Genomic DNA, 25,191 nt, shown 5'->3' on the forward strand with positions numbered 1-25,191 from the left:
CAGGCGGGCCGGCTGCGTGATGTCCGGCGCAGCGCCCCATATTGTTATCCCGACTTTGTATTTGTCGAACGCCTGAGCGCAGGCTGATGATGCCGCATGGCAATCATCGCCATTCACAGTCTGCTCAAAAGGAAGGTTGATGAATACGAACGTCCATTTCGCCGCGCTTACCGCGCGGGGAGTCTCACGCCGCGCCCTGTTGCGCGCGGCAAGCGTCGCGGGATTGGCCGCGCCGCTGGGCATGCTGGGTTCGCGCGTGCTGGCGGCCGATTCGGCTCCGCGCGCGTTCAAGATTGCATGGAGCCAGACGGCGGTCTGCCAGTCGCCCGTGTCCGTGGCGCTTGAGCGTGGCTTCTTCGAAAAGTACGGGTTAAAGGTCGAACGCATCAACTTCAGCGGCTCGACCGATCAGTTGCTGGAAGCGATCGCCACGGGCCACGCCGATGGCGGCATCGGCATGGCGTTACGTTGGCTCAAGCCTCTGGAGCAGGGTTTTGACGTGAAGCTGGCCGTGGGCACGCACGGCGGCTGCATGCGCTTGCTGACCGCTGACGATTCGCCCATCAAGAGCGTGAACGACTTGAAGGGCCGCCGCGTCGCGGTGTCGGATCAAGCCAGCCCGGTGAAGAACTTCTTTGCGATCCGCGTCGCGCAACTGGGCATCGATCCCGATTCTGTCGATTGGCGTCAGTATCCGCAGGACCTGTTCGGCGAGGTGCTGAGAAAGGGCGAAGTGGACGCGATTGCAGGCGACGACCCGCTGATTTACACGCTGCGCGAAGACAACAACCTGCGCGAGATCGCGACCAACATTGAGGGTGACTACGAGAACCGCACGTGCTGCGTGCTGGGCTTGCGCGGCGACCTGGTTCGCAAGGATCCCGAAGCCGCAGCAGCCATCACGCGCGCGGTGATCGACGCGCAGCGCTGGACCGCGTCCAACCCCGACGAGACGGCGCGTATCTTCGCGCCGTACGTGCCCGGCAAGGTGCCCCCCGAACGCGTGGCGGCGATCTTGCGCAGCCATAGCCACGGGCACGCGTCCACGGGGTCTGCGCTGCGCGAGGAAATCGTGGGTTACGCCAAGGATCTGAAGACGATCAAGGTGCTGAGCGCGAACCTGGACATCAACAAGTATGCGAAAGTGGTGGTGCCCGATGTTCTCGGTTGAAGCATCGCCTGACTGCGTGGCGGGCATCGCGCCGGCGCCACGCTGGCGTTTGTGGAAGACGGGCATGGCCGCCGCCGTTGTGTGGGCGGGTGTGGGTGGCGTGACGCTGGGGTGGCCGAACGTGGAGGTGGGCTTTTCGTCTTGGGGCTATACGCGGGAGTTCGGCGTGGCGGCCTTGGGGCTGGCGGCGCTACTTCTGCTGGCGGCGGTGTCGGGCGTCGAGCAGGCACGGCCGGTGCGCGCCTTGAGGCGCGCCGGACCGTGGCTGCTGGCGCTTGCCTTCGCGGTCGGCGCTTGGGAAATCGCGACGGCGAAGCTGGCGCTGTTGCCTAGCCCATTCTTCGCCCCGCCGCAGTCGTTGATCGAGGTGTACGTCACCGACTACAAGCGCCTGGCGGACAGCCTCGTCAATTCGCTGTGGCTGCTGGCCAATGGCTTCCTGCTTGGGGCGGCCGCTGGCTTCCTGACGGGCGTGGCAATCGGGTGGTCGCGCGGGCTGGGCTATTGGGTGCATCCGGTGCTGCGCTTTCTGGGGCCGGTGCCGTCCACCGCGTTACTGCCGATGGCGTTCTTCTTCTTTCCTTCCAGCTGGTCGGCGGCGGTGTTCCTGATCGCGTTGGCGACGTGGTTTCCCGTTACGGTGCTGACGTGGTCCGGCGTGGCGGGTGTAAACCGCGCCTATTACGACGTGGCGCGCACGATGGGCGCGAATAAATGGTTCCTGGTGTTGCGCGTGGCGATTCCTGCTGCCTTGCCCCAGGTCTTCGTGGGCCTGTTCATGGGGCTGGGCGCGTCGTTCTCGGTACTGGTGGCCGCGGAAATGATGGGCGTGAAGTCCGGTCTGGGCTGGTACTTGTCGTGGGCGCAGGGCTGGGCGTCCTACGCCAACATGTATGGCGCGCTATTCGTCATGGCGCTGGTGTTCTCGGGGCTGATCACCTTGTTGTTCGTGGGGCGCGACCGCCTCTTGGCGTGGCAGAAAGGAGTGGTGAAATGGTAGCGGCAGCCGTGGCGCAAGCGCCCGGTTCGCGCGGCGCGGCACTGACCGTGCAGGGCGTGAATCATCATTTCGACCTGGACGGCGCGGCTTTGCCGGTGCTGGACAACATCGATCTCGACGTCAAACCGGGAGAGTTCGTGGCGCTGCTGGGCCCCAGCGGCTGCGGCAAATCGACATTGCTGCGGCTGGTGGCGGGTTTGGAGCCGCCGGTACAAGGCGGCTTACTGGCGGACGGCGAACCGATCGATGGGCCGTCGCCATCGCGCATTGTCGTATTCCAGGATCCCACGTTGTACCCCTGGCGCACCGTGTGGAACAACGTGGCACTGGGCTTGCAGGCGCGCGGCCTGTTGAAGACCGAACGTCATCGCGTGGACGACGCGTTGCGGCGGGTAGGTCTGGCGTCGTTCGGCAAGGCGTATCCGCATCAACTGTCGGGAGGCATGGCGCAACGCGCGGCGCTGGCCCGCGCCCTGGTCAATGATCCCCGCATCCTGATACTTGACGAGCCCTTGGGCAAGCTGGATTCGCTGACGCGCATCGCCATGCAATCCGAACTGGTCGAGCTGTGGCAGCGCGCGGGATTCACGGCCTTGCTGGTGACGCACGACGTGGAAGAGGCGCTGTTCATGGCGTCGCGCATCGTGGTGCTGAGCGAGCGGCCCGCGCGGATCAAGGACGAGATCGTCAACGACCTGCCGTATCCGCGGCATCGCGGCGACCCCAGGCTGGCGGTATTGCGTCATCGCGCGCTGGCCTTGCTGGGGCTGGATGCGACGTGGTGAGGCGACTGGGGGTGGCGTTGGCCGTGCTGGGGTTAGCGGGGCTGGCTTTTGCCGTGGCGATTTTGCGGCAGCCGCAGGCGTTGCTGACCGTGTCTTACTGGCCGTTCGCGTGGCGCTATGACCCGGACCTGCCCGTCAGCGCGCACACGTGGCGGCAGCTATGGCTGGCGTTGGCGCAGTCTGCCGTTGCCCTGGCGCTACTGGTGTGCGCCTTGCTTTTACGGCGCTGGCGGTACGGGCTGACGGCGTTGGCGGGCGTGCTGGCGCTTAGCGCGCCGTGGCCGCGGCTACAGATGCTGCTGACGGAGGCGCACACCACGTCTTACCAGCGTTCGCCATTGGAGTTTTCGGACGCCAACGTGCTGCAGGGCGGGAGGCTGTATCAGACACATTGCGCCGCCTGCCATGGTGTGGCGGCGGACGGCCGGGGACCGCGTGCAGCCGGTCTGCCCGTATGGCCCAGCGTGTTGGGCGCGCCGCTTTTCGACAACCGTCTTGAAGGCGAATTGCATTGGCGGGTGGCGCAGGGGGATCGGACGCTGCCGGGCGCCGAGCCGTCCGCTTCGTCGCAGCACGGGTTCCTGGCGGTGTTAAGCGCCGACGACATCTGGCGGGTGTTCGACTATCTGCGTTTGCGGGCGTATGGTACGAGCGGCGGCGCAGGCATGCCGGCGATCCCCGCGCCAGTGGTGGGCCTGGTTTGCCGCGATGGCCGGGCCGAGACCCTGCGCGGATTGCGTGGCTTGCCGTTGCTCGTGGTAGCGCATGCGCCAGGCACGCCGGATGTGCCGCAAGACCCGCGCTTGTTGACGATCGCGCTGACCCGCGGCGCGGTGGGCGACGTCAATGCCGATTGCACGGCGGCCGCGCGCGGCGCCTGGGACGCCTATGCGTTGGCGGCCGGTGTGCCGCCCGATGCGCTGGCCGGCGCGCAATTCATGGTGGACCGGCACGGCTGGTTGCGTGCCCGCCGGCTGCCCGGCACGGCGCCGAGCTGGACCAGCGCCGACAACGTCTGCGGCCCGGGCGGCCGGATCGATGGCGCGGCGCCCGGCGGGCTGGGCAATTTATTGACGGCGATGGATCGTGTGGCGATTAGGTTGCCCTCCAGCAGGCCTTGAAGCGCTACCGCTCTGGACAGCATGTGAACCTTTCAGAGGATGGCTAATGCGCGGAAGGTAACACCGCGATGGCGAAGCCCATGCATAAAATGGGGGGGCGGGGCATCCGACCCGGTCAGGTCAGCGTGCTGCGCATCAGGATTTCGGTCAGCGCACGCGTCGGCTTGTTCGGGGCAGGGGCCGCGATGACGATGAATTCCACTTGCGGCAACGGGGGCAATTGGGCGGCCCCGGCAGGTGCGGCCAAGCCCGCCGTGGACAGATGCGAGGGCTGCACCGTGATGCCCAGCCCGGCGCGGGCGGCGGCCTGGCAGCCGGCGTAACTGGTGCTGGTGCAGACGATCTGCCAACTGCGGCCGGCGCGCGCCAGCGCGTCCAGCGTCAGCGTGCGGGTCACGCTGGGCTCGCGCAGCAGAATCAGTGGCAGCGGTTCGTCGGCGGTGATGCGCAAGCCTTCCTTGGCCCGCCACAGCAAGGCTTCCTTGTGCAAGGTCTGGCCCCGGCGGTCGCCGCGGCGGCGTTTGCCGATCATCACGTCCAGCCCGTTGTCGTCCAGCAGCTTGTAGAGCTCGCTGGTGACGCCGATGGTCAGGTCCAGTTCCACTTCAGGATGCGCCAGCCGGAAGGCGGCCAGCACGTCGGGCAACGGCCCCATCGCCAGATCGTCGGATGTGCCCAGGCGGACGCGGCCGCGCAGCCGGGGCGCATCGAACAGCCGTTCGGCCCGTTCATGGGCGTCGAGGATGATCTGCGCGTGCACCAGCAGGCTGCGGCCATCGCTGGTCAACGTGAGCGAGTGCGTGTCGCGCAGAAACAGGCGGCGGTTGACGGCCTGTTCCAGTTGCCGGACATGTTCGCTGACGGTCGGCTGGGTCAGGCCCAGGCGCCGGGCGGTTTCAGTAAAGCTGGGCGCGGCGGCGGCCGCGGCAAAGGTCTTGAGCCAGAGGGGATTGAGCATGGCGGCGACGGCTGGTCATAGGATATTCCGATGACAGTTAAAGTAATCAGTGGACTTCACGATGGCAAGAGGCGCGCCTATAGTTTTCCGTAACTTCTCGGAAAATCCTCTCGCCATGCGCCGCTTCCTGCCCGACTCATTCACGCTCACCCTGATCGCCACCGTGGTTTTCGCCAGCTTTTTCCCCGCAGTGGGCAAAGGTGCGTCATTCATGATGGTGGCCAGCAACATCGCCATCTCGTTGCTGTTCTTCCTGCATGGCGCGCGCCTGTCCACCGACGCCATCGTGGCGGGCGTGAAGGATGTGCGCTTGCATGGGCTGATCCTGGCAAGCACCTTCGTCTTGTTCCCGGCGCTGGGCCTGGGCTTGAGGGCGCTGTTCCCTGGATTGCTGGCGCCGTCGCTGTGGCTGGGCGTCCTGTTCGTCTGCACGCTGTCTTCCACCGTGCAGTCGTCGATCGCCTTCACGTCCATGGCGCGCGGCAACGTGCCCGGCGCCATTTGCGCCGCGACGGCGTCCAATCTGCTGGGCACCGTGCTGACGCCGTTGCTGGTGGCCGTGCTGTTGCACCGCCAGGGCGGCGGCCACGGGCTGGCCGACGCGGGGCGCATCCTGCTGCAACTGTTGCTGCCGTTCGCGGTGGGCAGCCTGCTGCGGCCGTGGATCGGGGCGTGGGCGCAGCGCAACAACCGCGCCTTGTCAAAGGTGGACCGCAGTTCGATCCTGCTGGCGGTCTACACCGCGTTCAGCGAAGCGGTGGCGCAAGGCATCTGGCATGCGTTTCCCGCGATCGATCTGGCCACGATGGTGCTGGTGAACGCGATGTTGTTGGGGGCGGTGCTGCTGATCACGACGTGGGGCAGCCGCAAGCTCGGGCTGTCCAAGGAAAACGAGATCACGCTGGTCTTTTGCGGATCGAAGAAGTCGCTGGCCTCGGGCATTCCGCTGGCGGCCGTGCTGTTCGGCACCGCGCAGATGGGCGTGGTGGTGCTGCCGTTGATGATCTTCCACCAGATGCAGCTGATGGTCTGCGCCGTGTTGGCGCGCCGCTATGCGGAACGCGTGGAGCCGGCCCGGGAAGCGGTGGTGGGCGCTTAGCCAGCGGGGGGCCGGTCGAGGTCGTCGGTCGGTCAGTCAGGCCTGGTCGTCCAGCGGGCGGATCTTGCCGCCGGGCTGCCAGAACACGGCGCCGTCGCGTTCTTCGACGGCAAGCACCGTCAGGCGGCCATTCTTGCAGGGACCGCCCACGCACAGGCCGGTGTCGGGCTGGTAGGTTGCGCCGTGGCGTGCGCACATGATCAGGTCGCCGGCGCGGGTAAAGAAGCTGCCTTCCCAATCGAGTTCGACCCCGACGTGGGCGCAGCGGTTCAAGTAGCCATGCACGCGGTCCTGATAGCGAACGAAGAACGCGGTCGTCCGGCCCGCGCTATCGGTCACCGGCACTTTCACGCCCAGGCCGCCGTTGACGAGCTCGGCGGCAGCGCAGACTCGGACTTCGGGGGCGGCGGGGGATTCCAGCATGGCAAGCCTCGTGGGGAAAAGGGTGCGATCTTCGGACAGGGCGCGGGGCTTGTCAATCGGCGGGCAGGACCGGGGCGCTGTCCTGCTGGCGGGCCCACATGCCGGCGTAGACGCCGCCTTGCGCCAGCAGCTGCGGATGGCGGCCGCGTTCGATGACGCGGCCTTCGGACAGCACGATGATCTCGTCCGCGTCGGCGACCGTCGACAGCCGGTGGGCGATGATCAGCGTGCTGCGCCCTTGGCTGACTTCCCGCAGGTTGGCCTGGATTTCGCGTTCAGTATGGGTGTCCAGCGCGCTGGTGGCTTCGTCGAAAAGGAAAATGGCGGGATTTTTCAGGATCGTGCGGGCGATCGCCACGCGCTGCTTTTCACCGCCCGACAGCTTCAGGCCGCGCTCGCCCACCATGGTCTGGTAGCCATCGGGCATCGTCATGATCAGGTCGTGGATATGCGCCAGCCGCGCAGCGGCCTGGATGTCGGCATCGGTTGCGCCGGGCCGGCCGTAGCCGATGTTGTAGTGGATGGTGTCATTGAACAGCACCGTGTCCTGCGGTACCACGCCGATGGCCGCGCGCAGGCTGGCCTGCGTGACGTCGCGCACGTTCTGGCCGTCGACGACGATGGCGCCGCTATCGGCGTCGTAGAAGCGGAACAGCAGGCGACCGATCGTGGATTTTCCGGCGCCGGACGTGCCGACGACCGCCACCGTCTTGCCCGCAGGGATGGTGAAGCTGACGCCCTTCAGAATGGGGCGGCGCGCGTCGTAGCCGAAATGGACGTCGCGGAATTCGACCTGGCCGCCCGAGATCCGCAGCGGGTGCGCGTCGGGGTGGTCGGCCACTTCGCGGTCCTGGCCTAGCAGTTCGAACATGCGTTCCATGTCGATGATGGCCTGCTTGATCTCGCGGTAGATGAAGCCGAAGAAGCTAAGCGGCTGGTACAGCTGCAGCAGGTAGGTGTTGACCAGCACGAAATCGCCCAGCGTGTAGCGGCCTTCGGCGATGCCGGTGGCGGCCATCCACATCACCAGCGTCAGGCCGACCGAAATGATGGCGGCCTGGCCCACGTTCAGGATCGACAGGCTGACCTGGCTGCGCACGGCGGCGCGTTCGTAGCGGGTCAGCGAGGCGTCGTAGCGGCGTGCCTCGTGCTCTTCGTTGCCGAAGTACTTGACGGTCTCGTAGTTCAGCAGGCTTTCGATGGCCTTGGTGTTGGCCTCGGAGTCGGTCTCGTTCATCTGGCGCCGGAACTTGGCGCGCCACTCGGTGACGGCAAGCGTGTAGGCCATGTACAGGATCACGGTCGCGCCCGTGGCCAACGCCAGCCAGACATCGAACATTTTCCAAAGCACGATGCAGACCAGGCCGATTTCAAAGAATGTCGGCAGGATGTTGAACAGCAGGAACGACAGCAGCGTCTGGATGCCTTTGGTGCCGCGTTCGATGGCACGGGTCAACCCGCCGGTCTGGCGCGACAAATGAAAACGCAACGCCAGGGCGTGCAGGTGCCGGAAGATCCGCAGGCCGACGGCGCGGATGGCGTGCTGACCGACCCGCGCGAAAATGGCGTCGCGCAGTTCGGAGAACAGCAACGACAGCACCCGGGCCGTGCCGTAGGCCAGGATCAGCCCCAGCGGTACCGTCACGGCGCCGGGGGCGCCTTTGCCCAGTTCGTCGATGGCGTGCTTGTAGATCAGGGGCACGTAGACGGTCGCCGCCTTGGCGGCGAACAGACAGAGCAGGGCGGCGACGACGCGCACTTTCAGCCCCGTCATGCCCGGGGGCCAAAGATAGGGAAACAGGGTGCGCAAGGTGGAAAAACCGCCGCGGTTGCTGGGCGGCGCGTCAGGGGGAGTCATGGCTGGCTGGGGACCGGATGCGGGGGGCGGGAGGGCGTCTGCCGGCCATTATCGGGCACCGGCGCTATTATTTGGCTGATAACCCCTGGTGCATACGGACCATTGCCGGGGGACGTCTATCCGGTATTGCGATGCGGGCGTAGCTCGGCAAGCCCGCTCCTTTTTTCTCTTCAATCCTGGGGTAAGCCGGGCTGTGCCCAGGATTGCGCGACCTGGCGCATATTCGCCGCGCCGGTGTCGCGGTGCAAGCAACGGAGGGTCTTATGGCGAAAGTACCCGCAGTGAAATTGAACGACGGCAACAAGATCCCGCAACTGGGTCTGGGCGTTTGGCAGGTGCCGGACGAGCAGGCGGCGTCCAGCGTCAAGGAGGCGCTGGCGGCGGGTTACCGCTCGGTGGATACCGCGGCCATCTATGGCAACGAGCAGGGGGTGGGCGCCGGGCTGCGAGCGGCCGGCGTGGCACGCAAGGATCTGTTCGTGACCACCAAGCTATGGAACGACCGCCATGGCTACGACGACGCCCACAAGGCGATGGACGAGAGCCTGGAGAAGCTGGGCCTGGCGTATGTGGACCTGTACCTGATCCATTGGCCGGTGGCGGGCAGCACCAAATTCCTGGACGCCTGGCGCGCCATGGTCGAGATGAAGGAAGACGGCCGCGCCCGTTCGATCGGCGTATCCAATTTCACGCAGGCCAATCTTGAGCGGCTGATGGAATCGTCGAAAGTGGTGCCGGCGGTGAATCAGATCGAGTTGCATCCCGGCTTCACCCAGCGCGAGCTGCGGGCGTTCCATGCCAAGCACGGGATTGCGACGGAATCCTGGAGCCCGCTGGCCCAAGGCGGCATCACCAAGGAAAAGGTCATCCTGGATCTGGCCAAAAAGCACGGCAAGTCGCCTGCGCAGGTCACGCTGCGGTGGCATTTGCAGAGCGATCTGATCGTGATCCCGAAATCGGTCACGCCCGCCCGCATCCGTGAAAACATCGACGTTTTCGACTTTGAGCTGTCGGGCGACGACATGGCGGCGATTGACGGTATCAAGGAAGGCGCGCGCCTGGGGCCGGACCCCGAGCGCTTCGGCGCCTAAGGCCGGCCAGCGAAAAAAATCGGCGGGGGTGGGGCTGCGGGGCCCCGACACCCCTCTGTCCGACGGGCTAGTGCTTCAGCGGAAAGCACCAGTAACGCACGATGACGACCAACAGGATGGTCAGCGTGATCCACGAGGCCCAGTGCCAGCCGCCCGTGCCAAGCAAGGCAGCCAGCAGGCCGAACACGCTTAGCGCGCCCAGCAGGATCGGCACACCCCAGACAAACATAAAGCCGCGGCCGCCTTTGCTTTTACGGGCGCTCATGCGGGAGTCCTTTGCGGGGTGGCGGCGGCCTGGTGCTTTTTCACGAGTTCGTTGATGCGCGCTTCGGTGGCGCGGCGGCGCGCCACCCACAGGTAGAGGCCGCTGACGAGGACCACGATGGTGATCAGGTCCAGCAGGGCCCAGATGATCTTCAGGGGCAGGCCGGCGTAGTCGCCAAAGTGCAGGGGGCGGGACACTTCAAGCGCGGTCAGGTACCAGGGCATCTTGGCCACGGTCGTCAGCGCGCCGGTCTTGCCGTCCACCAGCACCGGTGTGTTCAATTTAGACGTCAACGGCGTATCGCCGCGCATCCAGGCGATGTAGTGGTGCGGGCTGCCGAACGCGTTGCCGGGAAAGGCGATGAACGACACTTCGTTGCCCGGCAGGGCTTTTTTCGCCGTGTCGGCCGCCAGTTGGGCTGATGCCAGTTCCGTCGGCACGGTCTGGCCCTTGTAGGGCTCCAGGATGCGCACGAGTTCGGTCGATTGCCACAGGCGGAACAACGGCGTGGACAGTTCATTGATGACGCCCGTGACGCCCACCACGAACGCCCAGACCAGCGTGACGATGCCCAGCAGGTTGTGCAGGTCGAGCCATTTCAGGCGCGAGGACCGCGCGGCGCGAACGGTGCCGAACTCCAGCTTCTTCATGAAAGGGCCGTACAGCACGACGCCGGACACGATGGCCACGCAGAACAGCAGGCCCATGAAGCCCAGGAACAGTTCGCCCGGCAGCCCCGCGAACAGGTCCACGTGCAGGGCCAGCATGATGCCCATGAAAGAGAACTTGTCCTCAGTATAAAGCGGGCCCTCGAGCAGCACGTCGCCCGTGCGGGCGTCCATGCGCACGGCGTGCCCGGAGACCTGGCCGTCGCCCGGCGTCTTGGCCATGCCCACCCAGACCTGGGGTTCGTCGGGGTCGAAGAACAGGTAGTCGATCACTTCACCCGGATACAGGGACTTGGCGCTTTCGACAAGCTTGTCCAGGTGGGCGGGCGGCGTGTTGGCCGGCACGTCCGACAGGGGCTTGGCGTCATCCAGCCAATGCTCGATTTCGTGATGGAACACCAGCGGCAAGCCGGTAAGACAGATGATGAGCAGGAAGATGGTGCAGACGAGACTGGTCCATTTATGGATCCAGTACCAGGTCTTGATGGTGGAAGCGGCTGTCATGGCGACGGCAAAAGGTGGCCTGCGCGGCCCCCTTTCAGTTATTAGTTGGGAAAGTCGGAACATTATCACGAACAATACCGATTCTCGTAACGCAATATTTTGACCCCGACGCCGAGGGGGGCGAGACGGCGCCGCGCAGCAAAGCGGGTTAAAAAGAAGGGTCAGGTTTCAACAGGCAGGCATTGCCACGACCGGCTGGTGGGGACGGATCCGTCCCCGTTCGCGGTGGGTGGTTTCCGGATCATCATGGAGCAGCGATTTCTGAAAATTCCCCGCAATGAACGCGGCCGCGATTTTGCGGTGGGCGACGTGCATGGGCATTTTTCCCGTCTACAGGAAAGTCTGGACCGGCTGGGCTTCGACCCGGCGCGCGACCGGCTGTTTTCGGTGGGGGATCTGGTCGACCGGGGCCCGGAAAGCGAGGCCGCGCTGGAATGGCTGGCCCAGCCCTGGTTCCATGCGGTGCAGGGCAATCATGAAGACTATGCGATCCGCCACGTCCGCACGGGGCAGGTGGACGTCATGAACTGGCGAGGCTATGGCGGCGGCTGGTTCCTGGACCTGCCGCCCGACCGTCAGGAAGTCTTTGCCGAAGCGTTTGCGCGGCTGCCCATTGCCATCGAGGTCGAGACGTCGGCCGGCGCGGTCGGTTTGTTGCACGCGGATTGCCCGGTGCTGTTCTGGCCAAGGCTGGAATCCGCGTTGCAAGACCGCTACAAGCGCACCAGCGCGGCGTGCCAGTGGTCGCGGGAACGCCTGCGGCAAATGGACAGGACGTTCATCAAGGGCGTGCGGGCGGTGGTGGCGGGACATACGCCGGTGGCGGCGCCCCTGCTATTGGGCAACGTGTATCACATCGATACCGAGGGCTGGCGGTCGGGTTATTTCACGCTGCTGGACCTGGAGTCCCTGCAGGCCTGGCCACGCGAGGTCGTCACCGAGCTGGCGACCGAGGAGTAGGCCGCCGGTCGTCAGCCGGTGGAACGGAAAAGGGCGCCCTGGAGGCGCCCTTTGCGTTGGTGCAAGGCCGGGATCAGAGCGGCCGGGCCGCGACTGGGGCAGAGGTGGTGATCGCGCTTGCGCTGACGCCGTTGCCGTCCAGGCCGAGGGCAGGTGTTCCTGCAGCAGGCGACCCTGCGGCGGGGGCGTTGTTCGCCCGGGGCGCCGGGATCGGCATCAATGGGGCCTGGATCGGGCTGTTGGGGTTCGGCGGCTGCACGGAGGTGCCAGGGGCCGGCAGCGGCTTGACCGAGGTGTCGACTCCGTCGGTGGAGCGGTTGTTGTTGAGGAAGTCGGTCAGGGCATCGCCCGAGGACAAGTCCAGCGAGGCGACGGCCTGGCCCGGCGGGAATTCCGAGAAGTAGTACTCGCCGTTCTCGACCAGCAGCCCATCCGGGCGCGGCGCCTGCTTGGCGTCCGGCACGCCCTTGAGCACCGGCTGCATGAAGTCCAGCCAGGTCGACAGGGCCAGGCCGCTGCCGAATTCGTTCGTGCCCAGCGATTTTGGCTGATCGAAACCCATCCAGACCGTGGTGGCCAGCGCGGGCGTGAAACCCGAGAACCAGACGTCCACGGCTTCGTTGGTGGTGCCGGTCTTGCCGCCGACGTCGTTGCGCTTGAGCACCTGGTGCGCGCGCGCCGCGGTGCCGCTGGTGGTGACGCCGCGCAGGATGTCGTCCATGACCCAGGCGGTGCGCGGATCGATGGCGCGGGCGGCTTCGTCGCCCGCGCGGACGGGTTGCGCCTGCATCAGCACTTTGCCGGAGCGGTCGGTGACGTGATCGACCAGATACGGCGTGACGCGATAGCCGCCGTTGGCGAAGACGCTGTAGCCATTGACCACCTGCAAAGGCGTGGCGCCGCCCGCGCCCAGCGCCAGCGGCAGCACGGCCGGCCAGCGCGACTTATCGAAGCCGAAGCGGGTCAGGTAGTCCTGCGCATACTGTGGCGAGATGGCTTGCAGGATGCGGATCGACACCATGTTCTTGGAACGGTACAGGCCCTGGCGCAAGGTGAGCATGGGCTCGTACTTGTTGCCGTCGTTCTTGGGCTGCCAGTCCTTCGAGCCGGTCTGGGCCGCGGTCAGCATGAACGGCTGGTCCGAGATCTGCGTGGCGGGCGTGAAGCCGCGTTCCAGCGCCGCCGCGTAGACGAACGGCTTGATGTTGGAACCGGGCTGGCGCCAGGCCTGGGTCACCCGGTTGAAGGTGCCGCGGTTGTAGTCGAAGCCGCCGATCATGGCGCGGATGGCGCCGTCCTGGGGGGCCATGGACACCAGCGCCGCCTGTAGCGCCGGCATGTTGATGATTTCCCAGCCGTCCGTTTCCTTGTCGCCGGTCTTGTGGATGTAGACCACGGAACCGCGGCGGATGCGCTGGCTGTCGCTGGCCTTCGGGTTCAGGGCGCGGGCCACGACGGCCAGCGCCTTCTTGTCCGAAATGGTGATGATGTCGCGTCCGCTGCGGGCCAGCTTCACTTCCGTGGGGCTGGCCGCCAGCACCACGGCCGCCAGCAGGTCTTCGCTGTCGGGCGCCTTGTCCTGCACGCCGTCCAGGATCTCGTCCAGTGCCAGGGGATCGCTTTCCACGCCGTCGGGCAGGTCGAGCTGGTCTTCCGGGCCGGGATACACGGCACGGCGCGTGTAGTCCAGCACGCCGTCGCGCACGGCGCGGTAGGCGGCTTCCTGGGCCTTGGAATCGATCGTGGTGTAGACGTCGATGCCCTTGGAATAGGTTTCTTCCTGGAACACGCCATACATCAGTTGGCGTGCCAGTTCGGCGGGGTAGTCGCCATGCACGGCGAAGCCGCGCGCGCTGGTGCCGTCTGCGCCGCGGATCGTCAGGCGCTGCTTCAGGGCTTCATCGGCCTGCTCGGGCGTCAGGTAGCCCAGCGTCTTCATGCGGCCCAGCACGTAATGCTGGCGGATTTCCGCGCGCGGAAAGTTGGTGATGGGGTTGAAGCGCGAGGGGGCCTTGGGGATGCCGGCCAGCATGGCGGCTTCGGCCGGCGTCACCTCGGACAGGGGCTTGCCCAGGTAAGTACGCGAGGCGGCCGCGAAACCGTAGGCGCGGTGGCCCAGGTAGATCTGGTTCATGTAGAGCTCAAGGATCTGGTCCTTGCTGAGCTCGTTTTCGATTTTGAAGGTCAGCAGCAGCTCGTAGAACTTGCGCGAATAGGTCTTTTCCGACGACAGGTAGAAATTGCGCGCCACCTGCATCGTGATCGTGCTGCCCCCTTGCGACTTCGAGCCCTTGACGACGTTGGTCAGCACCGCGCGCGCGACGCCCATCCAGTCCACCCCGCCGTGGCTGTAGAAGCGGTCGTCCTCGGCCGCCAGCACCGCCTGGCGCATCACGGCCGGGATCTCGTCGAAGCGCAGCACGTTGCGGTGCTCTTCGCCGTATTCACCGATCAGCACTTTATCGGCCGTATAGATGCGCAGCGGCACCCGCGGGCGATAGTCCGTCATGGCGTGCAGATCGGGCAGGCTGGGCCAGGCCAGCGCCAGGGCAAGGCCAAGCAGAACGGCCCCGCACACGCCAGCGCCGGCCGCGGCGATACCCGCTTTGACCAGGATTCGTTTCCAGGGAAGGCCCGATTTGCCGCCCGGGGTGGCGGAGGATTGCTGGGGGGTGCTCATTGCAGGCGATTCTAGGACAGAACGCTATAGACCGGCCATGGCGCAATAAGGTTTCAGTAACCAAAGTTGCCGGGGAGCGGTGGGGGGCGTGTGCCACGTAAATATAGGGACGGGGTCTAGGATACGCGGGGCGGGGGTTTCGCGCGCGTGCGCATCGAAATGCGCTGTGAAATGTATTGCGCGCCGTGACAAACGGCAAGGCCGGTTGCACGCTTTTGTCGGAATTCAGCGTCGGTTCAGCGCATTGGCGTCTTGCAGGTACCGTTGCGGCGGCGCGCCCAGCGCCCGGTGGAACATCGCGCTGAACGCACTGGGGCTGCGGTACCCCAGGTCGGCTGCTATTCGCGCCACCGGTACCCCCAGCGACAAGCGGCACACGGCGTCCGCCAGCCGGACCTGCTGCACCCACTGCCGATAGTTCAGGCCCAGTTCGGCCTGGAACAGACGGATCAGGGTGCGGGCGCTGGCGCCCACGTCGCTGCCCCAGTCTTCGATGCTGCGTTGCAGGCCGGGTTGGTCCAGGATGGCCATGCAGATGGTCTGCAGGCGGCGGTCGCGCGGCCAGGGAATCTGGATGGGCACCACGCGGGCGGCCGCCAGTTCGGACAGGATCAGTGCCGCGACCTGTTCTTCGCGGCCGCCCAGCGGGTAATCGGCGGGCGCCGCCGTCAACGCCAGGATCAGTTCACGCAGCAGTCCGCTGACCTCGACCACCTGGCACTGCGGCCAGTAATCCGCCGCCACCCCGGCCTGGATGTAGAGCGATCGCATGGACACCGCGCCAACCATGTCGACGCCGTGCGGCACGCCCGCCGGCACCCACAGCGCGCGTAGCGGCGGCAGCGCCCAGAAGCCGCTGGGCGTGGTGACGCGCATCACGCCGTCGACCGCATAGATCAACTGAGCGCGGGGATGGGCGTGCGCGCCGGTTTGCGCGCCCGCCGGGAATTCCTTGGCCATGGCCGTGACCGCGCGCGGCAGGTGCTGGTAGTCCTGGGCATTGATGCTGCGGGCGGCGTCGGGCAGGGGCGGGCGGGTAGGCACGAGTGTCACTTCCGACAAAAGGATGAGGCGAAACCTGAAAGGGCCGTAGCCGTATTTTGTCACTTGCCCGACGAAAATTGGCAGATCTTCGTTGCGGCGGATTTCTACACTGTCTTCTGGTCCCCGGCATGGCGCCGGGCCCCTGACCCTCTTGCATGCGCACCATGAATTCCGCCCAGAACCCTGTCGCCAACGTCACGGACGCCACCCTTCCTACTCCTGCTTCCACGCCGGCTGCTGCACCGGCGGCCTCGGACCCGTCCACCGCGTTCAAGGTGCTGGGCGCCATCAGCGTGGCGCATTTGATGAATGACATGATCCAGTCGATCCTGTTGGCCATCTATCCGATGCTGAAAGCGTCGTTCAGCCTGTCGTTCGCACAAATCGGGATGATCACGCTGGTCTATCAGCTGGCGGCGTCGCTGCTGCAGCCGTTCATCGGCTTCTACACCGACCGCCATCCCAAGCCGTATTCCTTGCCGGTGGGCATGGGCTTCACGCTGGTGGGCCTGCTGCTGCTGTCGGTGGCGCCGTCGTTCGGCTGGCTGCTGGTGGCCGCCGTGCTGGTGGGAACGGGTTCGTCCGTGTTTCATCCGGAGTCGTCGCGAGTGGCGCGCATGGCGTCGGGCGGGCGACACGGTCTGGCGCAATCGCTTTTCCAGGTGGGCGGCAACGTGGGGTCGGCGCTGGGGCCGCTGCTGGCGGCCTTGTTCATCATTCCGCACGGGCAGGGCAGCGTGGCGTGGTTTTCGCTGGCGGCGTTGTTCGGCATCGTGGTGCTGACGGGCATCGGACGCTGGTACAGCGCCAACCGCGTGCGGCTCAAGCCACGCGCGCGGCGCGACGGGGCGGGCAACGGGCTGTCGCGCAACCAGGTGCTTGGCGCGCTGACCGTGCTGGGCGTGCTGGTGTTCTCCAAGTACTTCTATCTGGCCAGCTTGAACAGCTATTTCACTTTCTACCTGATCGGCAAGTTCGGCTTGTCGGTGCGGGAGGCGCAGCTGTACCTGTTCCTGTTCCTGGCCGCGGTGGCGGTGGGCACGGTGGTGGGCGGACCTATCGGCGACCGCGTCGGCCGCAAGATCGTGATCTGGGTATCCATCCTGGGCGTGGCGCCCTTCACGCTGATGCTGCCGTACGCAAACCTGTTCTGGACCGGCGCGCTGGTCGTCGTGATCGGCATGGTGTTGGCGTCGGCGTTTTCCGCCATCGTGGTCTACGCGCAGGAACTGGTGCCGGGCAAAGTCGGCATGATCGCCGGCCTGTTCTTCGGCTTCGCGTTCGGGATGGGCGGCGTGGGCGCCGCGGCGCTGGGCAAACTGGCGGACGCGACCAGCCTGGGCTATGTGTACCAGGTGTGCGCGTATCTGCCGTTGCTGGGCGTGGTGGCGATCCTGTTGCCGAATGTCGAGAAGCCCCGGGCTGGCAACACCCGGGGCTGAAGGGGCCAGCCGTCAGCCCGCTTGCACCGAGCGCAGGCGGGGTTGGCTTTTTTCTATTTGCTGGATATCGCCGTCGGGGCCATGGTGGATGGTCGAGATCTGCGACGTGCGCAGGTCCGCGAGCTGAGCCGCCGTGACGGCGAAGCTCTGCGCCAGCCGGTGGTCCGAAAGCGGGCGGATCGGCTTGCGGCGGTCCTTGCCGCCGAAGCGCCGGTGGTTGTAGACCGCCCAGCCCACCAGGATGGCGGCATTCGCCAGCGCCAGCAGTCCGTAACCCCAGAGCGTGCGCGCGGTGGGCAGGAAGACGGGCCACAAGGCCACGTCCGGCCCGCCCGCCGCGGCGCGCAGGATGGCGACGATGCCCGACCCGAACAGGTAGGCGAAGGCGAACCAGCCGACGGCGGTCAGCAGCAGGTCGACGAGGTAGCCCGCGCGCGAGCGTTGCGTGGTGATGATCATGAGACGTCCGGTGATTTGATGCCCCGGTCCGGGCTGGTCCAGCGCGCGCGCCGGGCCTGCTTGCGAAGCATGACTTTGGGAAAACTGATCAGCGTGGTGAACAGGGTGACCATCCAGTAGGCCAGCGGATACCAGATGACCCAGTACAGCGCGCGGGTCAGGCCGGGTTCATAGCGGCGGTCGATCAGAATGCTGACGGCGAATTGCAGCAGGCATACCATCGCCAGCATCATGCCGGTGAAGGCGGGCGGCATCAGGCTTGCGATCTGCATCTGGTTGGGCAGGGCGACGAACTGGCTGATCACCCATAGCAGCACCGAGATCGCGAATGCGAATGCCCAGGCCGTGGACAGGCAGAATTCCGCCACCAGCGGCCACAGCCGGCGATGGCGCCAGCTCCAGATGGAACGCAGGTTCTTCAGAAAGACCTCCGCGCCGCCTTGGGCCCAGCGCAAACGCTGCTTCCACAATCCGCGCAGGGTTTCCGGCATCAGGATCCAGCACAGCCCGCGCGGTTCGTAGAAGATCGACCAGTGGTCGCGCTGCAGTTTCCAGCTGATGTCGATGTCTTCGGTGATCATGTCCAGGCTCCAGTAGCCCACGCGGTCCAGCGCTACGCGGCGGAACGCGGCGACCACGCCGGATACGGTGAACACCTGCCCGTAGACGCGCTGCGTGCGTTTGATCAGGCCGATGATCGACGAGAACTCGCCCACCTGGATGCGGCCGATCAGCGTGGAGCGCGTGCGGATGCGCGGGTTGCCGGTGACGGCGCCCACTCGCGGGTTGTCGATCAGGGGCGCCACCAGATACGCCGCGGCATCCGGGTCCAGCACCGCGTCGCCGTCGATGCAGACCAGGTATTCGCTGCGCGCGGCCAGCGCGCCCATGCGCAAAGCCATTGCCTTGCCCTGGTTCTGGGCCAGGTGCACGACGCGCAGTTTCGGTTGCGACGCCGCCAGCCGGTCCAGCATGGCGGCGGTGCCGTCGCTGGAGCCGTCATTGATGGCGATGACCTCGATATGCGGATAGTTCTGGCCCAGCGCGGCCAGCAACGTTTCTTCGCCGTTGGCGGCTTCGTTGAAGCAGGGCACCAGGATAGACACCAGCGGATCGCCAGCCAGCACGGGCGGCTTGCGGTCCTTGCCCCATGTCCAGTGGCGCTCCCAATGCCACCAGAAATAGATGCCACCGGCCATCCACATGCCGGACATGAAAAGGGGATAGAAGAAGACGAAGCCCAGCAGCGCTTCTCCGGTCAGCATCAGCGTGAAGCCGAACGGCGCGCCGAGCACCGCGCAAAGAATTATCAGGGCGAGCAGACGGTCGATCATCGGAGGGGATACCAGGCTTCGGAGATGGCGGGCCGGATGCCTTGCAACCGGGGCTGGTCTTGCGAGAAGTCATCGGGGTAGTAGCCGAAACTGAGCGCGCCGCGCCGTTGCAGGCGCTGCATCCAGCCGGCCAGCACCGCGGTGTCCACCGGCGCGCCCTCGGGCTGGCCGGGGCCTGCGCGCCAGTCGCGGCTTTGCAGTTCGAACACGGTCTTGCCAAGCGCGCCCGGACGGCGGGCGACGGCGTCCACCATCGAATCCAGCCAGGCGTTCTCGCGTCCCTTGGGCACGTTTTCCATCAAGGGCATCGCCATGGGGGCGGTCCAGTCGTACGCACCCAGGAAGTCGTCCAGATTCTGCGCGAACCAGGTCTCGGACTCGGGATTCAGCACGGGTTGCGCATAGATGTTGCGCGCCGTTTTGATCTGCGGGCCGCGCACCGCCCGCACGCGTTCCGCGAGTTGGGCGGTGAAGTCCACCAACGCGCGGCTCTTGAACCGCGTCCAGCGCTGCAGGGTGTCCGGGTCTGCGCGCAGCGCCTCGATGCTTCCGGGCAGGCCGGCCGCGCGGTAGGCGGCAAGCGCGGCGGGGCTGGCGTCTTCGAAGTCGGACAACAGGGCGTCGTCGTGAAACAGCACGCCGTCGAAGATCGCGTAGCGCGCCAGGTCTTCGTACAGGTCGCCGATGCGCGTGCGCACCGTGGCGTCGAAGGGAGACAGGCGGCGGTACTGATCGGGGTCGGGCTGCGCCGGCGCTTGCGCCTCGGGCTCCCAGCGGGTGACGCGCGGCAAGGACGGATCAAGGTCGAACGCCAGCACCGGCATCCAGGCGTAGACCATCACGTTGGCCCGGTTATGCAATTGCCAGGCCGCGCGGTTGAACAGGTCCGCGCGCATCGGCAGCCAGCGGTTGGGGAAGTACACCGACTTCACCAGGCCGTCGCCTTCGGGGTCCGCATAGGCCTGCAGGAAAACGGTGTTGATCTGCATGTCGAGGATGCGCTGCACCAATTCGCCCAGGTTGCGGTCCGTCTGCGCGGGATCGGGGTCGTAGACGTAGTCCAGATCGATGTGCGCCACCCGCATGAAAGGGCTGGCTTCCATGCCGATGACGCTGTTGGCGAAGGGTTTCAACGCGGGGTCGCTGGCCAGCAGCAACCGTGGCGTGGACATCAGGCGGCCCAGCCGGCCGGCGCCATCTTCCAGCGTCAGCGCCAGTTGATAGCCGTGTTCCCCCGCGATGCGCAGCGTGGAGCCGCCTTCCGCCCCGTAAGGCCAGACCCACACGCGCGGCGCGCGGCCGGTCGCGCGGCGAATCTTGTCGGTGATGGCGGCCACGTCGCGGCCCATGCGGGCGTTGAATTCGGCTTCGGTTTCGTACTGGCGTGTCTGCGCGTTGTAGGCGCGGATGGCCGCGGCCGGTTCGGTATTGCTCTGGGGGTTGGCCAGCGCGCCGTAGTGGGACGCGTTGGTGTGCGCGGCGATCTCCACCAGACCGGATTTCGAGATCTCGCGGATTTCGTCCCAGTTCAAGAAGCGGTCGCGTGCCTCGGGGCTGCCGCCGAAGTCCACCGGCTGGCCTGCCGGCGTATCCATCCAGACCCCGACGGGCGCCAGCAGCGCGGGCCAGCCATAGGCTTTCAGGATGGGCAGGACGCGGGTGTAGAAGCTGCGGTAGCCGTCGTCGAACGACAGCAGCACGGCGCGGTCGGGCAGCGGCTTGCCGCCCTGGCGCGCCGTCAGGATCTGGTCGACGGACACGGCCTGGTAGCCGTTGGCGCGCAACCAGGCCAACTGTTCGACCAGCCGGTCGGTGCGGACGCTGAGAAAGCCCTGGTCGGGGTCTTCGTCTTCGACGTCGTGATAGGCCAGCACCAGGAATTGGTCGGGTTTCCAGGGCTGTTCCGAGGCGGCCAGGGGGCGTTCGGCCGGCGGCGTGTAGACGGGAATGTCCTTGGCACAGGCGGTCAACGCCAGGATGACCAGCAGCAGCAAGCCTGCCAGGATCAAACGGGTAGGGGTGTTAAGCGGCATGACGGGTTCCGGGTCCGGGTTCGGATGGAGGTTCAGAAGCGGTAGGCAAGGTCGAACACGATGCGCAGTTCGCGTTCGCGCACGCCGTCGTAGGGCCGGCTGATGCCGGTGACCATGGCGCCCATGTCCAGCACGTCGTTGGCGCGGTAGCGCTGGCCATAGCCCAGCGCGATGACGCCGCCGGTGCCGTAGCCTTGCTGACTGTAGGCGCCGGCGCCCAGCGTGCCGATCTGTTCCCATGCGGTTTCGTAGCGGCGGTAGAGTGTGTGCGTCAGGCGCACGCCGGGCACCGCCATGAAGTCGGCGCTGGGGTTGAAATAGGGGGCGTCGTCGCGTGTATTGCGCTGGGATGACAGCTCCAGTTCCAGATCGGCCTTGAGGTGGGGGGCGGTATAGACGCGTTCGCGGCCGTTGATGCCCAGTTCCCATCGCTGGTTGCCGTCGCTGAAACGGGAAGGCGCCACGGCCAACGTCCATTCGCGCCGTTCGTTGGCGCGCCAGCGCACGTACCCCGTCAAGCGATTCGACGAGATATCGTTGGTCAAGGCGCGCAGGGGCGTGTCACGCGACATGATTTCGCCCGATCCGCCGATTTGCCAGTGGTCGTCCAGGTCGTAGGCGGCCGACAGGCGTACCCCGGGCTTCACGCCATGTCCGTAATCGTGGGTCGAGACTTCGCCCTCGACCGTCAGGTCGCGGCCCCGCCATTCCACGCCCGTCCGCAGCCAGCGGTAGTCGCCGCGGCCTTCCTCGAAGTCGCCGGTTGCATAGCCGCCGCCGCCGAATACGCGCCAGTTGTAGTGGATGGGCGATGAATAGAGCACGGCGTCGATGCCGAAGTCGCCATTGCCATTGACGGGGCTGTCCGAGGCCAGGCCGCGGTAGCCGCTAATGCGCAGTTCGGCCTTGTTGTGGACCTCCCATTCGCGCGCCAGGCGGCGGCTGGTCAGGTTTTCCGGCGCGCGCGCCAGCGTGTCGGCGGACAGCGCTTCCGCCTGCCGCCATTCCTGCAGGTCCAGCGCGGTGAAGCCCTGGCCGTTTTCCACGCCCAGGCTGCGGGGTGACTGGGTTTCCGCCATTTTCAGTTCCGCCTCTGAAGCACGCGGCAGCTCACGCGCGCGATAGACGATGGCCAGGTCACTGCGCAGGCCGGAATTGTTGGGCGCGTTGGCGACCATGTCTTCCAGGTGCTGCTGCGCGGCGACGGTATCGTCGGCCTGCAGCCGGGCCGCCGCAAGGGTCTGGCTGCTTTCCAGCTTCAGGTCGTTGGGAATGCGGGTGGCCTGGCCCTTGGGGTACAGCCAGGGGGCGTAGCCCGACTGCACGGCTTCGGTCACGGCGCCGGTCTCGTCGTATTGCTCGCCTTCGGCCAGCGCGTAGTAGCGTCCGGTCTGGTTGGCCAGCCGCTGCTCGGGGTCGTCGTGGTCGAAGGCGTCGTCGGCGGCGACCTGCCGGTAGAGGTCGCGCGCGCGTTCGGGCTGGCGTTGGTACAGATAGGCCGACGCCACATCGTTCAAGGCGTAGCGCGGCACGCTGATGCCTTCGGCGATGAGCGCTTCGTATTCCTGCGTCAGGTCCGCCATGCGCGCGCGGGCATGCAAGGCGTGCAGGCGGTCGATGCGGGCACGAGCCACATCGTCGCGGGCCGCCTCGCCCAGTTGCCGCCACGCGGGGATCAGGGCGTCATAGCCGGCCAGCGCCCGGTCGGCGATCGCGAAGCGTTCGGCCTCGCTGCGGGTCGGCATTGCGGCCAGGCGAACCTGCTGGGCCAGCGCGTCGGCTTCGAAGCCCCGCATCTGCGCGGCATTGAACAGGTCCGGGCGCCGCTGCGCGCGTTCCAGCGCCACGTCGGCCATGCGCGCGCGTTGCAGCGCGTAGATGTACTCGCGCTGCACGGCAGGGGATTCGGGCGCAAGACCCTGCGCCAAGTCTGCCTGGTGCAGGGCTTCGAACGGCTGGCCTTGGCGGGCGTGGACATAGGCCAACGCCAGCCGCGCGTCCGGGTTCCGGGGCTGGCGCGCCACCCATTTCAGCCCGGCGGCCCGGGCCGCGTCGAACTGGCCGGCGTCCGCGAGGGTCATGATTTCACCCGCGGCGAAAGCGGGCTGCGCCGGATGGCGGCGCAGTCCTTCGCGGTAGCGGGCCAGGGCATCTTGCCAACGCTGTTCATCGCGATAGGCTCGGGCCACCGCCAACTGCACGTCGGCGGGCAGAACCGCGCTGGCCGGTAGCCGTTCATAGGCCGTGATGGCCTCGGCGGGCTTGCCGGCCCAACCGGCAATGATGATGTGATCGTGGATCGCCCGTGTGCTGGCCGTCGGGCCTTGCTGGCGCAGCATGGCCAGCGCGGGTTCGTAGTCGCCGGCGCGGGCGCGGAGGATCAGCGCGTCGTAATCGGCTGATGGCCCCGCAAGGGCCAGGGCCGGAGCCAGGGCTGCACAGGCGGCCAGGCGGCGAAGTGTCGTTCGGGCAACCTGGGGTTGCTTGGGGCCTCTTCTTTGCATCGGTTGTACTTCCGCAGTTGCGACTAGGGATGTTCATGGCTCCGCCGCCCGGCGGGCGCGCTGGCGGACGAACCGGCAGCGACGCGAGCGGCGCGCAAGGCGCGCTCGGAAGGCGAAACGAACATGTGGTTTGGACTGCGCGGCGCCCGCTACGGGGACCTTCGCACGCGCGCTGAGGCGGGTGCATGGCTAGTACGCGCCACGCCCGTGGGGCGTGGTCGAGGAGCTTCTTCTGGCTTCTTCGACAAGCGAGAATGTAGGGGTTTTCCGCCAATTCAACTGTCAATTACTGCAAAGGGGGGGCCAGGCGCGTTGCCCTTGGCGTATTCTTCGTCGCATACCGTGCAATCGTCCTGGCGCGGGTAGTAAAGGTTCTGGACACATCGCATTCGCCTCGCGTCGGCCATTGGCCGTCTTGCGTGCAATGCGGCTATTTGTCCGTCTGGTAACAAAAAGCATCAAAAATGCTGACGTGTAACGCGTCTCCACTTACGAACCCAGTGCAACGGCAATTCCAAGCGACGGTAAGCGCCCTGCGGCGCAAGCCGTAAAAACCATGACGACTTCCTTGTTCTTCCTGATGTGGGGGCTTGCCACGGCGTTGGCGTTGCCGCTGCTGCTGCCGTTCCTGGCGCGCGGCGTGGGCGGCGTCCGGGCCTTCATCGTGGCGAATGCACTGGCCGTGCTGTCCCTGCTGTCGTATGCGTCGGGCGACTTCCTGGCGCCCGGCGTCTATGTGATGGTGTCCAACGCCGCGTGGGTGTGCGCGGTGGGCCTGGTCTACGTGGGCCTGCGCCAGTTCTTCGGCCTGCGTCCGCACATCGCGCGCACCGTCGGCATCGGCGCGGCCTGTCTGCTGGCGCTTGCGCTGATGCTGTACGGCAACGACAACATGAGCGGGCGCATGATGCTGTTTTCCATCTACACCTGCGGGTACATGGCGATGGCGGGGCGGGTGATTTTCCGCCAGCGCAAGCAGATCCTGACCCGCGGCGTGACGCTCTATCTGATGCTGGCGACGGGCGGCCTGGCCGGCCTGCACGGGCTGCGCGTCGTGGTCTACAGCACCGGCCTGGAACCCCCGGTGTCGCTGCTGCAGCCGTCGGCATGGGGGCTGTTCTTCATCGTATGCGGGTCGGCCACCGTGCCGGCCCTGTTCCTGGGGCTGCTGCTGCTGATCCAGACCCGCCTGTCGGAACAGATGCAGGCCGCGCTGACGTTCGACAGCCTGACGCGCGCCTACTCGCGCCGCAGCATCCTGGACGAACTGGAGCATGAGCTGCAGCGGTGCAGCCGCACGGGCGGCCAATTGGCGGTGCTGGTGCTGGACATCGATCATTTCAAATCCATCAACGACCGCTACGGCCACGCGGCCGGCGACACGGCGCTGCGGCACTACGCGCACGTGGTGCAGAACGCAGTGCGGGCGTCGGACCGCTTTGGCAGGCTGGGAGGCGAAGAATTCGTACTGCTGATGTACGACTGCGATCCCGCGCGGGCGTTGATCCACGCGCAGCGGGTGTGCGACGCATTGCGGGATACGCCGCTGTACCTGCAGGGGTGCGAAGTACCAATGACCACCAGCGGGGGCCTGGCGTCCTACCAGGCGGGTGACAGCGCCGATGTGATTTTGGCGCGCGCGGATGTGGCGTTGTACCGCGCCAAGGAGCAAGGGCGCGACCGTGTGGAGATGGCCTTTTCAGGCCGCGGCGCCGGCCGGGTGCACGTGACTGGGCAGGCGGCCAACGCGCCGTTGGCCGTCCAGGAGGCGTCGGGCGACTAGCAGCCCTGG

Annotated in this window: 20 protein-coding genes; 9 read left to right on the forward strand and 11 right to left on the reverse strand. The window is 66.5% G+C overall.

The window, feature by feature from the left end:
- Positions 1-139: 139 nt before the first annotated feature.
- Genes ACE039_RS03850 through ACE039_RS03865 form a run of 4 tightly spaced genes read left to right on the forward strand, consistent with a single transcriptional unit; the run spans position 140 to position 4,077 of the window.
- Positions 140-1,171 carry an ABC transporter substrate-binding protein gene (locus tag ACE039_RS03850; protein ID WP_105558866.1) on the forward strand — a complete coding sequence of 344 codons (1,032 nt, stop codon included), beginning with the start codon at positions 140-142 and terminating at the stop codon, positions 1,169-1,171.
- Positions 1,158-2,171 (forward strand): ABC transporter permease, encoded by a 1,014-nt coding sequence (locus ACE039_RS03855; RefSeq protein WP_485821739.1) that lies wholly within the window; start codon positions 1,158-1,160, stop codon positions 2,169-2,171. The genes ACE039_RS03850 and ACE039_RS03855 overlap by 14 nt, the downstream gene beginning before the upstream one ends.
- Positions 2,165-2,956, forward strand: a complete 792-nt coding sequence (locus ACE039_RS03860; RefSeq protein ID WP_448713012.1) for an ABC transporter ATP-binding protein — start codon at positions 2,165-2,167, stop codon at positions 2,954-2,956. The genes ACE039_RS03855 and ACE039_RS03860 overlap by 7 nt, the downstream gene beginning before the upstream one ends.
- The gene (locus ACE039_RS03865; protein WP_485821719.1) at positions 2,950-4,077 is read left to right on the forward strand and encodes a c-type cytochrome; all 1,128 of its coding nucleotides are present in this window, start codon (positions 2,950-2,952) and stop codon (positions 4,075-4,077) included. The genes ACE039_RS03860 and ACE039_RS03865 overlap by 7 nt, the downstream gene beginning before the upstream one ends.
- A gap of 115 nt (positions 4,078-4,192) precedes the next feature.
- On the opposite strand, the gene ACE039_RS03870 is transcribed toward ACE039_RS03865, so the two are convergent.
- Positions 4,193-5,035 carry a LysR family transcriptional regulator gene (locus tag ACE039_RS03870; protein WP_448713009.1) on the reverse strand — a complete coding sequence of 281 codons (843 nt, stop codon included), beginning with the start codon at positions 5,033-5,035 and terminating at the stop codon, positions 4,193-4,195.
- Positions 5,036-5,150: 115 nt separating this feature from the next.
- Between ACE039_RS03870 and ACE039_RS03875 the strand changes: the two genes are divergently transcribed.
- A complete protein-coding gene (locus ACE039_RS03875) occupies positions 5,151-6,134 on the forward strand; it encodes a bile acid:sodium symporter family protein (protein WP_105558870.1) in 984 nt (327 codons plus the stop codon).
- A gap of 36 nt (positions 6,135-6,170) precedes the next feature.
- On the opposite strand, the gene ACE039_RS03880 is transcribed toward ACE039_RS03875, so the two are convergent.
- Together ACE039_RS03880 and ACE039_RS03885 are read right to left on the reverse strand one after the other, a co-directional pair.
- The gene (locus ACE039_RS03880; protein WP_310033408.1) at positions 6,171-6,557 is read right to left on the reverse strand and encodes a Rieske (2Fe-2S) protein; all 387 of its coding nucleotides are present in this window, start codon (positions 6,555-6,557) and stop codon (positions 6,171-6,173) included.
- A gap of 52 nt (positions 6,558-6,609) precedes the next feature.
- Positions 6,610-8,415 (reverse strand): ABCB family ABC transporter ATP-binding protein/permease, encoded by a 1,806-nt coding sequence (locus ACE039_RS03885; RefSeq protein ID WP_199196889.1) that lies wholly within the window; start codon positions 8,413-8,415, stop codon positions 6,610-6,612.
- A gap of 263 nt (positions 8,416-8,678) precedes the next feature.
- On the opposite strand from ACE039_RS03885, the gene ACE039_RS03890 reads away from it, so the two are divergent.
- The gene (locus tag ACE039_RS03890; protein WP_105558872.1) at positions 8,679-9,506 is read left to right on the forward strand and encodes an aldo/keto reductase; all 828 of its coding nucleotides are present in this window, start codon (positions 8,679-8,681) and stop codon (positions 9,504-9,506) included.
- 67 nt (positions 9,507-9,573) lie between these two features.
- Here ACE039_RS03890 and ACE039_RS03895 read toward each other — a convergent pair whose 3' ends face one another.
- Both ACE039_RS03895 and ACE039_RS03900 read right to left on the reverse strand, forming a co-directional pair.
- Positions 9,574-9,771: a hypothetical protein gene (locus ACE039_RS03895; protein WP_105558873.1), complete on the reverse strand. Its 198-nt coding sequence runs from the start codon at positions 9,769-9,771 to the stop codon at positions 9,574-9,576.
- Positions 9,768-10,943: a PepSY-associated TM helix domain-containing protein gene (locus ACE039_RS03900; RefSeq protein WP_105558874.1), complete on the reverse strand. Its 1,176-nt coding sequence runs from the start codon at positions 10,941-10,943 to the stop codon at positions 9,768-9,770. Before ACE039_RS03900 ends, ACE039_RS03895 begins: the two co-directional genes overlap by 4 nt.
- A 246-nt stretch (positions 10,944-11,189) precedes the next feature.
- On the opposite strand from ACE039_RS03900, the gene ACE039_RS03905 reads away from it, so the two are divergent.
- Complete coding sequence (locus tag ACE039_RS03905) at positions 11,190-11,903, forward strand: metallophosphoesterase (RefSeq protein ID WP_448713002.1); 714 nt, start codon at positions 11,190-11,192, stop codon at positions 11,901-11,903.
- A gap of 73 nt (positions 11,904-11,976) precedes the next feature.
- Here the strand turns inward: ACE039_RS03905 and ACE039_RS03910 are convergent, their stop codons facing one another.
- Both ACE039_RS03910 and ACE039_RS03915 read right to left on the reverse strand, forming a co-directional pair.
- Positions 11,977-14,583, reverse strand: coding sequence for a penicillin-binding protein 1A (locus ACE039_RS03910; protein ID WP_485821720.1), 2,607 nt, complete (start codon positions 14,581-14,583; stop codon positions 11,977-11,979).
- 225 nt (positions 14,584-14,808) lie between these two features.
- Positions 14,809-15,627, reverse strand: coding sequence for an AraC family transcriptional regulator (locus ACE039_RS03915; RefSeq protein ID WP_485821721.1), 819 nt, complete (start codon positions 15,625-15,627; stop codon positions 14,809-14,811).
- A 164-nt stretch (positions 15,628-15,791) separates the two neighbouring features.
- Here ACE039_RS03915 and ACE039_RS03920 point away from each other — a divergent pair, with 164 nt between their 5' ends.
- Positions 15,792-17,069, forward strand: a complete 1,278-nt coding sequence (locus tag ACE039_RS03920) for an MFS transporter (protein ID WP_485821722.1) — start codon at positions 15,792-15,794, stop codon at positions 17,067-17,069.
- Positions 17,070-17,081: 12 nt separating this feature from the next.
- On the opposite strand, the gene pgaD is transcribed toward ACE039_RS03920, so the two are convergent.
- From pgaD to pgaA, 4 genes are read right to left on the reverse strand one after another with little or no spacing between them, the layout of a single operon-like run.
- Positions 17,082-17,528, reverse strand: a complete 447-nt coding sequence (gene pgaD / locus ACE039_RS03925) for a poly-beta-1,6-N-acetyl-D-glucosamine biosynthesis protein PgaD (protein WP_310033420.1) — start codon at positions 17,526-17,528, stop codon at positions 17,082-17,084.
- The gene (gene pgaC, locus ACE039_RS03930) at positions 17,525-18,862 is read right to left on the reverse strand and encodes a poly-beta-1,6-N-acetyl-D-glucosamine synthase (RefSeq protein ID WP_448712995.1); all 1,338 of its coding nucleotides are present in this window, start codon (positions 18,860-18,862) and stop codon (positions 17,525-17,527) included. Before pgaC ends, pgaD begins: the two co-directional genes overlap by 4 nt.
- Positions 18,859-20,895, reverse strand: coding sequence for a poly-beta-1,6-N-acetyl-D-glucosamine N-deacetylase PgaB (pgaB, locus tag ACE039_RS03935; protein ID WP_485821723.1), 2,037 nt, complete (start codon positions 20,893-20,895; stop codon positions 18,859-18,861). The genes pgaC and pgaB overlap by 4 nt, the downstream gene beginning before the upstream one ends.
- A gap of 32 nt (positions 20,896-20,927) precedes the next feature.
- The gene (gene pgaA, locus ACE039_RS03940; protein ID WP_485821724.1) at positions 20,928-23,399 is read right to left on the reverse strand and encodes a poly-beta-1,6 N-acetyl-D-glucosamine export porin PgaA; all 2,472 of its coding nucleotides are present in this window, start codon (positions 23,397-23,399) and stop codon (positions 20,928-20,930) included.
- Positions 23,400-23,955: 556 nt separating this feature from the next.
- Between pgaA and ACE039_RS03945 the strand changes: the two genes are divergently transcribed.
- Positions 23,956-25,182, forward strand: a complete 1,227-nt coding sequence (locus ACE039_RS03945) for a sensor domain-containing diguanylate cyclase (protein ID WP_485821725.1) — start codon at positions 23,956-23,958, stop codon at positions 25,180-25,182.
- Positions 25,183-25,191: the final 9 nt, after the last annotated feature.

Source organism: Achromobacter maghribensis (genome assembly GCF_057334215.1).

Coding starts and splice junctions, on each gene's coding strand:
- ACE039_RS03875 (WP_105558870.1), top strand. CDS start 5,151: ATGCGCCGCTTCCTGCCCGACTCATTCACGCTCACCCTGATCGCCACC.
- ACE039_RS03920 (WP_485821722.1), top strand. CDS start 15,792: ATGAATTCCGCCCAGAACCCTGTCGCCAACGTCACGGACGCCACCCTT.
- pgaC (WP_448712995.1), bottom strand. CDS start 18,862: ATGATCGACCGTCTGCTCGCCCTGATAATTCTTTGCGCGGTGCTCGGC.
- ACE039_RS03890 (WP_105558872.1), top strand. CDS start 8,679: ATGGCGAAAGTACCCGCAGTGAAATTGAACGACGGCAACAAGATCCCG.
- ACE039_RS03945 (WP_485821725.1), top strand. CDS start 23,956: ATGACGACTTCCTTGTTCTTCCTGATGTGGGGGCTTGCCACGGCGTTG.
- pgaB (WP_485821723.1), bottom strand. CDS start 20,895: ATGCCGCTTAACACCCCTACCCGTTTGATCCTGGCAGGCTTGCTGCTG.
- pgaA (WP_485821724.1), bottom strand. CDS start 23,399: ATGCAAAGAAGAGGCCCCAAGCAACCCCAGGTTGCCCGAACGACACTT.
- ACE039_RS03895 (WP_105558873.1), bottom strand. CDS start 9,771: ATGAGCGCCCGTAAAAGCAAAGGCGGCCGCGGCTTTATGTTTGTCTGG.
- ACE039_RS03910 (WP_485821720.1), bottom strand. CDS start 14,583: ATGAGCACCCCCCAGCAATCCTCCGCCACCCCGGGCGGCAAATCGGGC.
- ACE039_RS03885 (WP_199196889.1), bottom strand. CDS start 8,415: ATGACTCCCCCTGACGCGCCGCCCAGCAACCGCGGCGGTTTTTCCACC.
- ACE039_RS03860 (WP_448713012.1), top strand. CDS start 2,165: ATGGTAGCGGCAGCCGTGGCGCAAGCGCCCGGTTCGCGCGGCGCGGCA.
- ACE039_RS03905 (WP_448713002.1), top strand. CDS start 11,190: ATGGAGCAGCGATTTCTGAAAATTCCCCGCAATGAACGCGGCCGCGAT.
- ACE039_RS03880 (WP_310033408.1), bottom strand. CDS start 6,557: ATGCTGGAATCCCCCGCCGCCCCCGAAGTCCGAGTCTGCGCTGCCGCC.
- pgaD (WP_310033420.1), bottom strand. CDS start 17,528: ATGATCATCACCACGCAACGCTCGCGCGCGGGCTACCTCGTCGACCTG.
- ACE039_RS03870 (WP_448713009.1), bottom strand. CDS start 5,035: ATGCTCAATCCCCTCTGGCTCAAGACCTTTGCCGCGGCCGCCGCCGCG.
- ACE039_RS03900 (WP_105558874.1), bottom strand. CDS start 10,943: ATGACAGCCGCTTCCACCATCAAGACCTGGTACTGGATCCATAAATGG.
- ACE039_RS03855 (WP_485821739.1), top strand. CDS start 1,158: ATGTTCTCGGTTGAAGCATCGCCTGACTGCGTGGCGGGCATCGCGCCG.
- ACE039_RS03850 (WP_105558866.1), top strand. CDS start 140: ATGAATACGAACGTCCATTTCGCCGCGCTTACCGCGCGGGGAGTCTCA.